Origin of the sequence: Fibrobacter sp. (genome assembly GCF_045131395.1) — a bacterium.
GTDB lineage: Bacteria > Fibrobacterota > Fibrobacteria > Fibrobacterales > Fibrobacteraceae > Fibrobacter.
The window spans coordinates 1-14,904 of the sequence record NZ_JBGUQY010000040.1; the positions used below are offsets into that span (position 1 = coordinate 1).

The following is a 14,904-nucleotide window of genomic DNA, read 5'->3' on the forward strand; positions in this document are numbered from 1 at the left end:
TTAATCACGTTCGTATAATTGACTTTCCAAGAAATCTCTTGGACCCGTCACTAAGCACATCTCCGATTCCTTCAATCTACTCAACAACCTCTCGGGTTGCTGTCCCTTGATCGCGGCTTACTTGGTTCTTCGCTTTCAGCGTTTCGTTTTCGGCCGTCCCTCTCAGGAACGACGCCAATTATAGAATTTTCAGGAACATTTGCAAGGGTAATTTCGCAGAAAAATTCGCATTTTTTTCTTATTTTCGCAAAAAACGGGAATGCCACGGCTCTTTCGCAGGGAGTTACCCGAGAATTCACAAACTATTCACAACTTTTTTGAAGCAGCCCGATTAATTTTTCTCAAAAAAGCCCAAAATCGCCTTCAAAGGGGCATTTTCCATGTCGATAGAAGTGCAATTCATCTGGCCACGGAACCATGTTAGCTGCCTTTTAGCATAGTTACGAGTCTTTTTCTTGACTTCCTCGACTACTTTTGCCATTTCAGAGGCATTTTGCGCCAGCAAAAGCTCCCGATAGCCCAAACTCTGCCAAGCCGGAGCCGAGAGCGGAACCGTCTTAGAAAGTTCCCGGGCTTCTTCAAGCCAGCCGTCTTTCATCATCTGGTCGACGCGCTCATTGATTCTTTTGTACAAAGTATCGCGATCACGCTGTAGCCAGAATACGGGCAACTCGCCCATCCCGCCTTCACGTTCTTTCTGGTATTCCGAAAGCTTGCGGCCCGTCGCCTTGAAGACTTCTACCACACGAATCAAGCGCTGTACATTATTCGGCTCAACATTCTGTACAAGTTCAGGATCTATCTCCAGCGCTATTTTGTACAAACTATCTGCACCTTGAGATACCGCGAATTCTTCCAGTTCGCGACGAACTGCTTCGGGCACTGCGGGAATCTTAGGGAGTCCAAGCATCAGGCTTTGCAAATAAAGCCCCGTACCACCGACCAGAATGTAGTTCTTCTGCGGATTCAATTCCAACAATCCTTTAACCGCCGAGCAAAAGGCTCCGGCCGAATAGGACTGCATCGGATCCAGAAAATCAACTAGGTGATGCTTGACCCTTGCAAGGCTAGCCGAGTCTGGCTGTGCCGTACCGATACAAAAGCCCCGGTATACCTGACGAGAATCAACACCGATAATTTCGGCATCGTAATGTTCCGCAAGCGCAAGCGACAAGTTCGATTTACCGATTCCCGTCGCACCGACCAAGGCAAATAAGATAGGCATAGCGCCAATTTAGTTATATTAGCACCTACCATGGGAAAAATGAAACACGTTGTCGCCATAATAATCGTTCTGGCAGTCTTAATCGGAGGCTTCGTCTATCTGCTACCCAAGCTTTCCGAACTGCAGTTACTCAACGGCATCAAAGGCTTCAAACAAACGGCAGCAGACACGACTGCCATCGACGCCTCGACACAAGACACGTTGACCTTCGAAGAAAGAATGCAACGGGCCCTGGACCCACTGGAAGTCAGCTACTCCAAGCGCAAAAAACGCCACATATGGACAATGGGCGGAGGAGAGACCGTCATCACCTATCTCCTGCAGATGCAGCGATTTGTAAAAAAGGCCGGCGGTAAAATCCTCTATATGGAAGAACTCTACAACAACAACGAGGTTTTCCAAGCCGCCAGAGTGGACCTCCTCAAAGACAACGGCGATTCATTAAACATTGAAATACAGGTTTCCCGCAACGAATTCAAACTGGGAGCCTCGTTACTGGCAGTCGCCTTCCAGGTTACCCAATTGACCCCCGAATTGGTGGCCGCTCTCAAGAAACTGGAATACGCCTACGATTTATTGATTCCGCCCTTCGGCTTAAGCGACGAAGAATACCGCAATTTGGATAAAATATACAACAGGAACATCACCCTTTGGCTAACCCTTGAATCCACTAAACTGAACAAGGCCCACAACAAATTGAGGCCCCTGCGCATTCACCATACCGAAGAGCAAATCGAGGCCGTCATTGGTGATGCCAGCTCCAAGTTCCCCGAAGCCCGGGGTATCGTATCGCGCTATGGCGAACAGGCCGTGGAACACCGCCAGCTTTTACAAGCCATTTTAAAGCCCGCCAAAGACCGAGCCCTTTGGTTTATGGATATTTCCGCCAACAAGCGTTCCATTGTACCTCAAATCTGTAAAGAACTGAGCATGACCTGCAAAGAGGCTGTCGCCTACAACCCGGAAAACAGCTCCCTCGACGACTATACCAAAGCCAAAATCAGGGAAGCAAAACGCAACGGGCTTGCCGTCATGATTCTCCCCTTGACAGTAAGTACAGTCGAAAAATTGAGCGATCTACCAACAAAAGTCAAGAGCCAAGGTACCACGCTTATAAATTTATCTACCTTTATGAAGAAATGATAAGGAGTCCCGTATGACCGTAAAACTTGGATTTAACGTTGATCATATCGCCACCATCCGTGAAGCCCGCAAAATTTGCGAACCGGATCCCATTGCAGCTGCAGTAATTGCAGAACTTGCAGGCGCCGCAGGCATTACCATGCACTTGCGCGAAGACAAGCAACATATCCAAGACCGCGACGTACAGCTTTTGCGTAGGACTGTTACCACCAAGATGAACTTGGAAATCAGCCCCTCCCAGGAAATGGTGCAAGTTGCCATCAACAACCAGCCCGACACCGTGACTCTTGTTCCCGAAACCCATACGGAACTTTCTACCGAAGACGGCCTGAACGTAGCCGCCAAGGCCAACGACCTCATCAAGCCGGTGATGACCCTCAAGAACAACGATATTTCGGTAGGCGTTTTCATTGACGCCGAAACCGAACAGGTCAAGGCCGCCAAAAAGATTGGCGCAGACTTCGTGGAATTCAACACGGGCAAGTACGCCACCAGCTGCACCCTTGGCAGCGCCGAAGAAGTGGAACGCGAAATTTCCGCCCTCGAAGACATGACCGTTCTTGCAAGAAAGTATGGACTCAAGGTGAAGGCCGGACGCGGACTGAACTACCGCAACGTAGCAGCCATCGCCGCCATCGAAGGCATTGACGAAATCATCGTCGGCCACAGCATTGTAAGCAAGGCCGTAATGATCGGTATCGACCGTGCCGTACGCGACATGATCGATACGATTAAGGGTTAATAATCCTTATATTCCACGTTTTCTAGGACTAATCCCTGGGGCGGCGCCCATGTGCGTTCGCCCTTAAATTTTTTGTCGAAAATAGTTTGTACGGTTCCAAGAGGAAGCTTGCCACGGCCCACGTCGAACAAGGTTCCGACCATGGCCCGCACCTGGCGGTGCAAGAAGCGGTTTCCCTTGATATGGAACATGCAGCTCCAGTCGTTTAGCCGTTCCAGACGGAATTCCGTCAGAATGCAATCCGTCGGCTTGCCGTCATTACGGGGAATGCAGAAATCGATAAAATCGTGATGACCCAAGAAGGACTGCGCCTCCTTTGCCATAGCGTCCAAATCAAGATTCAAGGAACCGCATTCCCAGCCGAAGTCCCGCAGCAAGGCTACCGGACGCGTATAAATGGTATACTGGTAATACCTGCACAGGGCGTCGTAGCGGGAATGGAAATCGGCGGCACAGGGTTCCAAGTCGCGAATGCGGATAAGCCTTTGGGTTAGGCCATTGATAGAACGGACCAGCTTTCCGCAATCAATTTCACCATCATAATCAAAATGCACGCACTGTCCGCGGGCATGTACACCCGTATCGGTACGACCGGAACCGGTAATACGCACCGGCACACGCAGTGCTATCGCAAAAGCATCTTCAAGAGCGGACTGGACTGTGACGAACTTGGTCTTTCCGCCCTCGTTCTGGGCCTGCCAGCCGTAAAAAGCCGACCCCAGGTATTCGCAGCGGAATCGATAACGCATTAGCCCATGGCTTCCTTGATGACCGCTTCCACCTTTTCCTGGGAAATCTTCAGGCTAGAGGCGATAGCCGAGGCCGGGAAGCCGCGACGGGACATCTGGAGGATCTTCATCTTTTCGTTGGACTCGCGATCGAATCGAGTAACTTCAAGAGGGCTCTGCTTGAGGCTAGGATCACCTGTAAGGTTACGGCTCTGGGCACGCAGCTTCATGGTGCGTTCACGGGAAAGACCGCGGGGAGCACGCAACACATCAGAAAGATTCTGCATGGCAGAAGTAATACGTTCCTTGGCCGTGGGCCTGAGGGTAGGCTTGCTGTCGGAAGCGCTGGTCAAGATCTTGTTTTCGGGAATTCCATTTTCATCTTCGAATTCCACCTTCGGGGCTTCTTCGGGCTTTGATTCCCTTGCAGCCGCTTCTTGAGCCATGGTTTCACGCTTTTGCGCCGCATATTCTTCGGCGTCAGCAATAATGGAACGCTTTTCGCGGCGGGGACGCGGCGGAATCGTCGCATCGTCCAGAACGGCCTTCGGTTCCTTGAAACGTTCGGCCTTGATGGCTTCCATACGGCGGGTAATAATTTCCTGACGCTTCCTGAGAACCAGAATCAGAATAACAACACAGACGCCTACGGCCAACACGCCGCCCACAATCCACTTGACGATGTCTGCGGAGTGTGAACCGGAATCAACGGGGGCCCCTTCCGAAGGTTCCACCGCAGGAGCTGCACGCATCGAAGACAATTCTTCCCAAGCAGAATCCAGCTGCAGACGAATACTCACCTGAAGGTCAGGGTTCGCCTTTGCATTCCAAAGCGCATGTTCCAGAGAATCAATTTTAGAGCGAGCCGTCAGGTAAGCTTCTGCATTAAAGGATCCCCGGGAACCGGAGAAATCCATCAATAAATAAACAGCCAAAGCGGAAGCCAGGACGAGCAACACAATGGGAGCTAAAAATTTTTTCATAGCCTAAAAATAGTAAAAAAATGAAAATGCGCCCAATATGACTCGTTGAGAATGTTGAAAATTTCTCAACGCTTTTCAAGAAAGATTGGCAGACAGACCCTTTTTCACGCACTCTTTTTCTATCTTTGAACTCAAGAACTCTTTGTTCTCCTCCTAACCCCCAAAAAGCTCAGCTAACGCAAGTTAGCTGAGTTTTTTTCTTCCATAAAAAATCTGCAAGGCCCAAAGAACCTTGCAGACAAATTAATAAAATTTGATTAAACAGTTGGGCTTTAGCGCTTTTTCCCAAGTGCCTCGGCAAGAATCACGCGGTTAGCTCCGGACTGGATAGCCATCTGCATGGATTCGCCGGCAGCCTGCAGAAGTCCACGGGCATCGCCTGCATGGGCGGGCATCACTGCAACGCCCATACTGAGGGTCGTTTCAAGCACGGTTTCGCCATAAGCAATCTTGAGCTGGGAGATTTCGTGGCGAATGCGTTCGGCACGGTCACGGGTAATCTTAAGGTCAGCCCCCGGCAAAATCACGCAGAAGACCTCGCCTTCGTAACGGCACGGAATGTCTTCGTTACGAACGTAGCCCGGCAAACGCTGGCCAAGTTCCCACAACAGCTGTTCCACCGCATGGCGACCGCGCTGTTCCTGGATCTGGGCTACCGCGTCCGGATAAATCATGATCAGGCCGATCGGCGAGCGGTGACGGGTTGCAGCAGAGACCTCGCGAACCAGGGATTCTTCCATATAGCGGCGATTGAAGAGACCCGTGAGGCTATCACGGATGCTATGCTGCCTATAACGGGCACCCAGGTTCTGGTTTGCAATATAGAGGCCAAAGGTCGTCGCAACAGCGCTCACCTTGGCATGCCAGTCATCCATGGATTCATTGTCAGGCAAGACATCGGTCTGCAACGAGAAAATACCGAAATGTTCTTCGATACCTTCAATAGGGGCGCAGAACGAAATACCATGCGGATGGTGATGCAAATGGGTACAACCAGCATTGACGCTCGGGTTCGAATAGTCCGTAATAACGATGTCACCGGCATCGAAGCTGGCACATTCCACAGGGCGAATCACATCGTCGCTAAAGACCGTTTCGCCAAAGCCAAGCACCTTGCGCAGGTCCGTTTGAGTACCTGCATACATATACAAGATTCCAGAGGCATTGGGGAAAAGCTGCGGGAGCAATTGTTCCAAGGCCTTGATCACCTCGGGAACGGGGCGATCTTTTAAAAGACAGCGAGCATACTTTTTCCAGGCATCCAGCGGGAACTTGACACAGATTTCGTCGACTTTTTTGGCAAGAGCATCTTTTGAAGAAATGGCACCGGTCGGAAGAGCCATGTCTTCGGGTTCAGGCGGAGCGGCAAGGGGATCCGGTTCCGTCAAGGTAAGACCCGAAGTCATAGACAGCTTCGAATCCTTGATTGAATAAAGAGCCTCGTTAAAGTCTTCTTCGGCAATATCAAGCTTTCGCTTGCAAACATTGTAGAGGACCAGGCCAAGGACTGCACCCCACGCCCCTACAAAGATGAACTTTCCGCCAATAGGAACCGTCGTTTCGGGCACAAAGTACGAAATGACTACTCCTGCGACAAACGCTATCAGCCAAACGAAATAAGTAAACATGCTCATACAATTAAATGTAGTTAAAAGGTCGCCTTTGGCGCAATTATTACTTAATAGTTACCAGTATTTTTTACTACAAGAAGCTTTTTATTTCATCTTTTCTAGTAACTGAAGGCTCAATACCGGAAAATCAACCTATTTAGGGCTCTATTTTCTACATTTTTAACTATGACCATCCTCGAAAAGATTGCCCTTGCCCTCCCTGCCGTCGAATCCCCCGCCCGCTCACATGACCGCGCAGTTTTTTCCTTCTACTATTAATTTCAACTTATAAACTGCGCTCTCGCAACCGCCCTCGGTTAACTCCCGAGGGCTTTGTTGCTCACAGCGGTAACGGGCGGGCTTTATTTAGCTAAATTTCACATTATGACCATTCTCGATAAAATTGCGTTAGCTCTCCCTGCCGTCGAATCGCCCGCCCGTTACATGGGTGGCGAAGCCAACAGTGTCGTAAAGGACCACAGCCAGATGCTTTGCCGCATGGCGTTCGTGTTTCCCGACAAGTACGAAATCGGCATGAGCAATAACGGAATCCGTATTCTGTACCATGTGATTAACCGCGAACCGGACTTGCTGTGCGAAGTATCCTTTGCACCGTGGGAAGACATGGCCAAGGAAATGGAAAAGTACGACATTCCGCTGTACAGCTACGCCAGCTACACGCCGGTACGCGATTTCGAGGTGGTGGGCATGACGCTCCAGACGGAGCTGAACTTTACTAACGTGCCCTACGTACTTGACATCGCCCGCATTCCCGTGTGGCAGAAAGACCGCCGTGAAGAAGACCCGATTCTTGTAGCCGGCGGCCCCGCCATGGCAAACCCCGAGCCGGTCGTAGACTTCTTTGACGCCTTCATGATCGGTGACGGCGAAGATATGATTACCAAGTTCCTGCGATGCGTAGGCGAAGGAAGAAAGGCCAAGCTCCCCCGCGCCCAGATTCTAGAGAATTTGTCTAAAATCGACGGCGTGTACGTTCCGACTCTGCGCCCCACTGTCACCAACGAATTCGGCGACATCGTTCCCGCGGAACCCGCCAAGGGCAGCTACCAGAATACAAACGGTGTACGCCGCCAGTTCATTCCGGTCATGGACCCGAAGAACTACCCCATCAAGAACCTGATTGCCAACATGCAGCTGGTGCATAACCGATTCAGCGTGGAAGTCATGCGCGGTTGCGCCCAGGGCTGCCGTTTCTGTCAGGCAGGCATTTGGTACAGACCTTGCCGCGAGCTGGACCCGGATGACGTGTTGGACATTGCCAAGGCCGGCATCCAAGCTACCGGTGAACGCGAACTGGGCCTACTATCCCTTTCTACCGCCGACTACAAGCCGGTGGAAGGTCTCACCGATTCCATTATCGACGACCCGTTCTTCGATACCGTGGACGTGAGCCTCCCGAGTATCCGCGTAAACGCCTTCGGTGAAACCCTGGCCCAGAAGATTTCAGCCCTGAAGGGCGGCCGCAGCGCCACCTTCGCCCCCGAAACGGGCTCCGAACGCATTCGCAAGATGATCAACAAGACCATCAGCGACCAGGACATGTACAACGCCGCCGAACACGCCTTCTCTAGCGGATTCAACAAGATTAAGTTGTACACAATGATTGGTTTCCCGACTGAAAATGAGCAGGACATGGAAGCGTTCTGCAACCTGATCGAGAACCTGGTGAAGATTGGTCGCAAGTACCTGCGCAGCTGCCAGATTGCCGTGAGCATGGGCATCCTGATTCCGAAGTCCTTCACGGGCCTGCAGTGGGCCCCCTTCATGGACAAAGAAACCGCCCTCAAGCATATCCGCTACGTGCGCGAAAGATTCTTTAGGCATCCGAACGTGAAGGTGAACTGGGCCGCTTGGGAAACAAGCTTCTTGGAAGCCGTCTATAGTCGCGGCGACCGCAGGCTGGGTCCCGTGATTTACGCCGCCTACAAGAAGGGCATCACCTTCGAAAGCGATTCCTACCGTTTCGATTTCGACAAGTGGTTACAGGTCTGGGACGAATGCGGCTACGACACCAGCTGGGTGTACCGCACCCGCGAAAAAGACGAAGTGTTCCCCTGGGACTTTATTCACGCAGGCACGAGCAAGCAGTACCTTCGCGGCGAATGGGAAAAAGCCTTCAAGGAAGACTCCGCCCCCGTGCCCAACTGCAAATGGGGCGACTGCCAGAAGTGCGGCATCCCGGGCTTTGGTGCAGAAATCAAACTCGCCAACGACCCGGTGCGCCACAAGGCCCCGAGCCGCACGCCCGAAGAAATCAAGAAGCTTGTGGCGGAACGCCGCCCCACGCAAAAGAGCTGCCACAGCTACAAGATTACTTTCAAAAAGACTGGTCTCAGTCGATTCTTGCCGCACCAGAACATGCTCAGCTTCTTCGAACGCACCTTCCTTTGCGCAGGCATCCCCATCAAGTTCAGCGAAGGCTTCAGTCCGAAGCCCCGTATTTCGAACATGGGCGCACTGCCCCTGGGTCTTGAAACCTACTGCGAAGTCATCAGTGTGGACTTGTTGCAGCCCCTTGATATTTCTAAAGAGAACTTGCCGAAACTCATGGCGGAACTTTCGAGACCGTTCCCCCGCGGCATGGAAATCGTGAACATCGAACCGCTGAAGGAAAAGCTCAGCAAGCACATGCCGACAGCAATGATCTATTCCTTCACGCCCGAGGCTATCCCCGAAGGCATCATGGAAAAGTTCGAGAACAAGACGCTCCCCGTGGTATTAAACCACCGCGGCCAGGAAATCAACCTGAACGAACACCTGCTCGGAATCCAGATCGCTGGCGACGCCATCATCACCAAGGTAAAATGCAACAACATGGGCACGACCGTGAGCCCGTTCAATATTTACGCAGCCTTGATGGGTGTAGAATTTGACCCGAAAAAACTCGACGAAAGTTCTCGCCGCTATCTGATCAAGAAAATCGCAATGGAATGGTAACTTTATTCAGCCGGCAGAATAATCTCGATGTGGCGAGTGCTCACATTGAGGAAGTGCGTACGGAACAAGTCCTTTTCGCTCTTGTCGCTTACACGCACCTGCGTAACGGCAATGAAATCCTTGTTTTCACGGATATAATCGGTGAGACGCTCGTCGCGGAGCGTGTCGATTTCGCCGGTGATGATAAAGCTGTCTGTCCAAATCTTTACTAGCATACCCTAAATATAAAGATTTTTTTGTTTGCAAGCAGAAAAAAAGCGTTTTTTTGTTGCTTTTTTCAAATTCTGAAGGTATTTTGGTGAAAAAAAGGAGCTTATCATGGCCTCGAAAAAAGTTATTAAAGCGACCCCCGGTAAGATGATTTACCACAATTTGGAATTTATCGACAGCGATGTCGGTCGCCCGATCAGAATCATTGCCGAATTCATGGGCCCTTCCCAGATTTTCGCCCAGGAAGGCGTCAAGAACACCATCGTGTTCTTCGGTTCTGCCCGTACGCTCCCCATGAGCGAAATCGTGAAGCGCCGTAAAAAGTGCAAAAGCGCCAAGGAACTGGAAAGACTGAAAAGGCTCGAATCCGTCGCAGAATACTACGACGCCGCACACCAGCTCGGTGCAAAGCTTGGCCGTTGGGCCAACAAGCAGCACAAGGGTTTCGCCATCATGACCGGTGGCGGTCCGGGCATTATGGAAGCGGGCAACCGTGGTGCCAACGACGTAGGAACTTCTTCGATCGGTCTCAACATCAAGTTGCCCTTCGAACAGCACCCGAACCCCTACATCGACGACGAACTGAACCTGCAGTTCCGCTACTTCTTTATCCGTAAGTACTGGTTCATGAAGATGGCGAGAGCCCTCGTGGTATTCCCGGGCGGTTTCGGCACCCTCGACGAAATGTTCGAACTCTTGACGTTGATCCAGACCAAGAAATACGGAGACCGTATGCCCGTAGTCGTCTACGGATCCAAGTACTGGAACAAGGTCATCAACTGGAAGCACCTGGCCGATACGGGAATGATCGACAAGGACGACCTCAAGTTGTTCCATTTCTGCGATACCGTAGATGATGCTTACAATGTCATTACAACGGCATTGGAAAAAACAATGGAATAAATAAACTCACAATTTATAAGCAAGGTGTCGCTCGGCGGCACCTTGTTTTGTTTTGGGGATTAGCTAAATTTGGGTCATGCTCAGAAACATCTTGGCAGAGACTCTTGACCGCGTGTCCAGGAACATGGCCCTGCGACCGAACTACACCATGGAAGAATACCAGAGGTGGTTTGACCAGAATCCGGAATACCTGCACAACGGAGCCGTTCAACGCATTCAGTTAGTGGAGCCTTTGACTCTCGAAGGCACGAACAACCTGTATCGTGCCCAGTTTTGGCTAGAACACCCGACGGATCCAAGCCGCTACACGGAAACCGAAATCGTCGTCAAGATTTGCAAGTTCTGGGCATCCCCCGGCAAGAACAGGCTGCACCGTCTGAACATGCTGTTGAGCGCCTTCCAAGATGAAATCCGCATCAACAACTTGATTCACGCCACCAATATCGAGGGCGTGGTACAGAGCATGGGTGGCGGTATTGCCGGCAGGCACCCCTACCTGAAAATGGAATTTATCAAGGGATGTTCCCTGGACAGGCTTTTCAAGAAAGACCTGACCGACGACGAGGTGATGCATCGCGTGGCCCAGCTCGCCTACCTTGCAAACACCATTAGCCAGTTGCACTACTACCAGGTGGTTCACAAGGATCTTAAGCCCAAGAACCTTCTGCTGTGCCAAAACCCGCAGCACAAGAACAACCACAAGATTCTGATCTGCGACTTCGGCTACGCCCAGGCAAAACTCCGTGAAACCATCACCGAATACGGTGGACAGATGACGCCCTGCTACAGCGCCCCCGAACAGGCGATTATGGGCGAAAACCTTTCTGCATCGGTAGACTACTTCAGCTTCGGCATTATCGTGCACGAATACCTGACCGGCGAGAAGTTGTTCCCCCATGCCATGGATATTTTTATCGAAGACGGTTACCGCATAACCGACCGTTACCTGGAATACTTGAAGACCGGTCGAGAAAACCGCTTTAGCGACCCGCGATTCCCCGAACTGACGCAATGGATTGACAATCTTACGATTTTCGACAGTTTCGAGCGCATGCAAAACTGCCCGAACCTGTTTGATATAGCTCACAAATTGCGTGAACGGGTGAACGCCCAAGGGTACCGCGACGTGAATACGGATTTCTTGTGGAACCAATTGCGCGAATACAACCGTTTTTAAGAAAAATAAAATTTTCACTTTAACATTCGCGAGTATATATTCAGGATATGAACAAGTCCTCTATCTCGAATATTACTGCCCTTTTGAAGAAAATTAAGCCAATCCATTATTTGGTGGTTTTGGCGATTATAGGTATCGGCATTTTTAACGGCGTCACCGGAATCATGCCGCAAGTCAAGCAAAGCCGTTACGAAAAAGGAATCGTCAAGTCCTTCGACAAATGGTGGGAAGAAGAAGGTGCCAATAATTTCAGAAGAGTCGGCCTTGAACCCAATGAACAAATCAGGCAAGAAGAATTCGAACAATTCCGCAGCAGGGCCTTTGCCCTGAAGCCTTCGTACATTGTCGAAGACCGCATCGAAATCATGAAAAAGGATTTCCGCGAATGGTGGGAAATCAATGGCGGCAAGGAAGCCTTTATCGAAAAGAACAACCGCTACCCGGGCGAAGCGGATTTCCAGCATGAATTGGCCGAATGGATAGACAACTATACCGACAAATTCGTGCGCTACAATATGGCCTTTACCCCGAAAAAGGAACAATACGACAGGCTCCTTACCAGCTGGCTGTTATTCCCCAGCGTGTGGAACTACATTCTTTTTGCAGTTCTCTTCGTCTTTACCGTCATAAAGTTGGAACGCCGTTGGCAATGGTTTATCCTGTGGGGATGCATTGTGGGCTGGACCCTTGCCGGAGGCATTCTGGTCAGCCTCCTTACAAGCACCAGCTTCTTTGACCACTACAGTGGCGAACGCTACATGGGCATGAGCCTCACCCTCGCATTCTTGCTGGGCGCGACCGCATTTGCCCCCCGCAAGGACATGGTTTCGCAACCGGTTTCTGCACTATGCTTTACGGGTCTTCTGCTCGACATGGCCGTAAACTGGTTCGTGAATCCCAACATTTTCGGAGCGGTTACGGTGCTTTCGCCCGTCGCCTTTGGCGTGGGAGCCTTTGCCGGATTGAAGATTGAAACCCGCCGCAAGACCCGTTACGAACTGAAGCAGGAAGCCTTGCTAGAAAGAGCCCAGCGCGTAGCCCACCGAAACCCCATGGCCGAAATGAAGACAAAGACCCGCGCCATGATCGAATCGGGAATAGAAAACGCCAAGGGAGGCCGTTCTGACCAGGCTCTGCGCCTGCTCTCTCAAGCCATGATACAGCTCTTGCAGGAACATCCCATCGACAAGGCTGCGGTGCGTTCACTGGCCGACAGCATGAACAAGCTGTACATCGAAATTTCCAGCAACCAGTGGCTTGAATGGGGCGAAATTGCCAAGGCGAAAAACGCCCCCGAAGCAGCAATCATGTTCCTGAAGAAGGGCCTTATGCTAGAGAAAGACAGGAACTTCGCTAGACGCGCCCTTTACATTTTAGGTGAAACCTGCGTCACCAACAAGATTGAGCAAGAAGACGGAATCAAGCGCTTGCAGAAGGTTATCGAGATGAACGGTACGGACATCCTGGCCAAGCAAGCGCAGAGAATTCTGGATTCCCAGAAGAAAGCGAATTCATAAAAACTGCTTGACGAAATTTACTTGATAAACATGGGCCAGGAACCAGTCGGTTTCTGGTTCAAGTATGTCAGGCGCGTCCAGGAATCATCGCGGTAGCAACCACCGAGGTTCAGTTCATCTATCTTGCCGGTAAAGCCACCAACTTTAAAGTCATGCAAATTTTCGCGAATGCCGTCCCAGCCAGCATATTCAACTTCGGGATCGACCTTAACGTCATTGACAAAGAATGTTACACGCTCGTTTTGATGGCGGTTAAACGCGACAAAAATCCATTCGCCCGCAACAATGTCATTCGTTCCCGAATTCCAGAAATTGATGCGAGTTGCCGAATCAGCTGTATTTTCTATATCATTGGACATATAGTAAAGTTCTACGACAAAGCCCTTTTCTGGAACATAACGCAAAGCATACTCTTCTGACTTTTCAAAAATAGTCTGTTCCTTGTCGAGCGACTCCAGCTGTACCCACACAGAAAAGCAGAAATATCCACTAGAGGCTAGCGTCAAGTTCACTTTTCGGGCTGAATCAAGATCACTTGAATTTTTAGCGACAATAAAGTCTTTCGCCCCAAGCGACACTCCATTGCCGACCACGCTAGCAGAAAGTTCCGCACCAGCTGCAGAATCGACATTCCCGGCGAAATATCCTTTTTCAGCAGCATCTTCGACAGAAGAAAGTCCACTATCAAAATGCCATACCAGCGAATAGCTACGGTTTGTCGGGAACACGTCATTTGCATACGCAGACTCAACCGCACTGTTATAGGAAAGCTCCAAGGAGTCCGCCACATTCAGCGAATCAACATTCACCCAAAACACGGCTTCATTTTCATTCAAAGACGGTTTTGCAATCGGGAGTTTTTTGCTGCGGCCACCATCTGGAGAAATGCGCACAACTTCCCAACGACCATCTGCCCTTGACATTAATTTTGCAAGGGAATCAAAGTCGCTGTTGTCAGGCGTAAGGCGAAGCGCAAGCGGGATATCACTGACGAAAGAAGACAAAGTGTCCGTTCCTTTGGGGAGTGCAAGTGGTGCGACAAAGGTTTTTACGATGGAAGGATCCGGTTCTATTATTTTTGCGACAGCCATGGTATCACCCGACACAACAACAACCCCGCCATATTCCAAACTATCATTTTCAAAATAGAGATGCACAGAAAGCGTTTCTGCCGGAAGGCTATCTACAAGCACTTTTCCATCGTGCACAACCACTTCCCTAAGGACAGTCGTTCCGAGAACCGTCGCTACACCAACAGAACCCTCTTTTAAAGAATTGAATAGATAGAATTGGAGCGCTCCAGGTACCGCCAAAGTATCATTCACGGCAACAGAATCATCTTCTGTCACCTTGACATTCTGCACCAAGAGACGCTCGCCAGATTCTTCGTGGTATGCTTCAAGCGAATAGGTTCCTGTCGGGATAGAATCTAAGCTGAATTGTCCATTAGCATTCGTTTCGGTCATATACTTCGCAGGAAGCGTTTCCGAAGTCGCATCGAAGTCCTGCGGCACGCATTGCACGCGAGCAAGAGCGGCAGGCTTACCGCCATCCAAAAACAAAATGCCAGCGAGTTCCGGAGAACCTGTTTCGGCACTGTTGCCTGCAGTGCTGCTATTGGAGGAACACCCCCAAAAGGTCGCCGAGAGGGCGACTATAGCAGGCAATATGTTTTTGCAGAACTTCATCATTACCAATATAATCAAGT

Annotated in this window: 12 protein-coding genes; 6 read left to right on the forward strand and 6 right to left on the reverse strand. The window is 50.6% G+C overall.

The features are described from left to right. Nucleotides 1-331 precede the first annotated feature (331 nt). Complete coding sequence (miaA, locus tag ACJMNB_RS10245; protein ID WP_405342106.1) at nt 332-1,225, reverse strand: tRNA (adenosine(37)-N6)-dimethylallyltransferase MiaA; 894 nt, start codon at nt 1,223-1,225, stop codon at nt 332-334. Between the two features lie 30 nt (nt 1,226-1,255). On the opposite strand from miaA, the gene ACJMNB_RS10250 reads away from it, so the two are divergent. Both ACJMNB_RS10250 and ACJMNB_RS10255 read left to right on the forward strand, forming a co-directional pair. Further along, entirely contained in the window at nt 1,256-2,368 is a 1,113-nt protein-coding gene (locus tag ACJMNB_RS10250; protein WP_405342108.1) for a divergent polysaccharide deacetylase family protein, read from the forward strand. Between the two features lie 13 nt (nt 2,369-2,381). After that, complete coding sequence (locus tag ACJMNB_RS10255; protein ID WP_405342110.1) at nt 2,382-3,110, forward strand: pyridoxine 5'-phosphate synthase; 729 nt, start codon at nt 2,382-2,384, stop codon at nt 3,108-3,110. Here ACJMNB_RS10255 and truA read toward each other — a convergent pair. The 3 genes from truA to ACJMNB_RS10270 form a co-directional block, all read right to left on the reverse strand. Beyond that, the gene (gene truA, locus ACJMNB_RS10260) at nt 3,107-3,859 is read right to left on the reverse strand and encodes a tRNA pseudouridine(38-40) synthase TruA (RefSeq protein WP_405342112.1); all 753 of its coding nucleotides are present in this window, start codon (nt 3,857-3,859) and stop codon (nt 3,107-3,109) included. The two genes, ACJMNB_RS10255 and truA, sit on opposite strands and share 4 nt — an antisense overlap. Beyond that, the gene (locus tag ACJMNB_RS10265) at nt 3,859-4,821 is read right to left on the reverse strand and encodes a hypothetical protein (RefSeq protein ID WP_405342114.1); all 963 of its coding nucleotides are present in this window, start codon (nt 4,819-4,821) and stop codon (nt 3,859-3,861) included. Before ACJMNB_RS10265 ends, truA begins: the two co-directional genes overlap by 1 nt. Nucleotides 4,822-5,093: 272 nt before the next feature. Next, the gene (locus ACJMNB_RS10270) at nt 5,094-6,455 is read right to left on the reverse strand and encodes a GGDEF domain-containing protein (protein WP_405342116.1); all 1,362 of its coding nucleotides are present in this window, start codon (nt 6,453-6,455) and stop codon (nt 5,094-5,096) included. Between the two features lie 360 nt (nt 6,456-6,815). Between ACJMNB_RS10270 and ACJMNB_RS10275 the strand changes: the two genes are divergently transcribed. Next, on the forward strand, nt 6,816-9,389 hold the full coding sequence (locus tag ACJMNB_RS10275; RefSeq protein ID WP_405342118.1) for a TIGR03960 family B12-binding radical SAM protein: 2,574 nt from the start codon (nt 6,816-6,818) through the stop codon (nt 9,387-9,389). Nucleotides 9,390-9,391: 2 nt separating this feature from the next. Here ACJMNB_RS10275 and ACJMNB_RS10280 read toward each other — a convergent pair whose 3' ends face one another. After that, on the reverse strand, nt 9,392-9,604 hold the full coding sequence (locus ACJMNB_RS10280; RefSeq protein ID WP_163436563.1) for a hypothetical protein: 213 nt from the start codon (nt 9,602-9,604) through the stop codon (nt 9,392-9,394). Between the two features lie 103 nt (nt 9,605-9,707). Between ACJMNB_RS10280 and ACJMNB_RS10285 the strand changes: the two genes are divergently transcribed. The 3 genes from ACJMNB_RS10285 (at nt 9,708) to ACJMNB_RS10295 (ending at nt 13,196) form a co-directional block, all read left to right on the forward strand. Further along, on the forward strand, nt 9,708-10,502 hold the full coding sequence (locus tag ACJMNB_RS10285; protein ID WP_405342120.1) for a TIGR00730 family Rossman fold protein: 795 nt from the start codon (nt 9,708-9,710) through the stop codon (nt 10,500-10,502). A 76-nt stretch (nt 10,503-10,578) separates the two neighbouring features. Beyond that, nucleotides 10,579-11,679 carry a protein kinase domain-containing protein gene (locus tag ACJMNB_RS10290; RefSeq protein WP_405342122.1) on the forward strand — a complete coding sequence of 367 codons (1,101 nt, stop codon included), beginning with the start codon at nt 10,579-10,581 and terminating at the stop codon, nt 11,677-11,679. 47 nt (nt 11,680-11,726) lie between these two features. After that, nucleotides 11,727-13,196, forward strand: coding sequence for a tetratricopeptide repeat protein (locus ACJMNB_RS10295; RefSeq protein ID WP_405342124.1), 1,470 nt, complete (start codon nt 11,727-11,729; stop codon nt 13,194-13,196). Nucleotides 13,197-13,213: 17 nt separating this feature from the next. On the opposite strand, the gene ACJMNB_RS10300 is transcribed toward ACJMNB_RS10295, so the two are convergent. After that, the gene (locus ACJMNB_RS10300; protein WP_405342126.1) at nt 13,214-14,887 is read right to left on the reverse strand and encodes a hypothetical protein; all 1,674 of its coding nucleotides are present in this window, start codon (nt 14,885-14,887) and stop codon (nt 13,214-13,216) included. Nucleotides 14,888-14,904 lie beyond the last annotated feature (17 nt).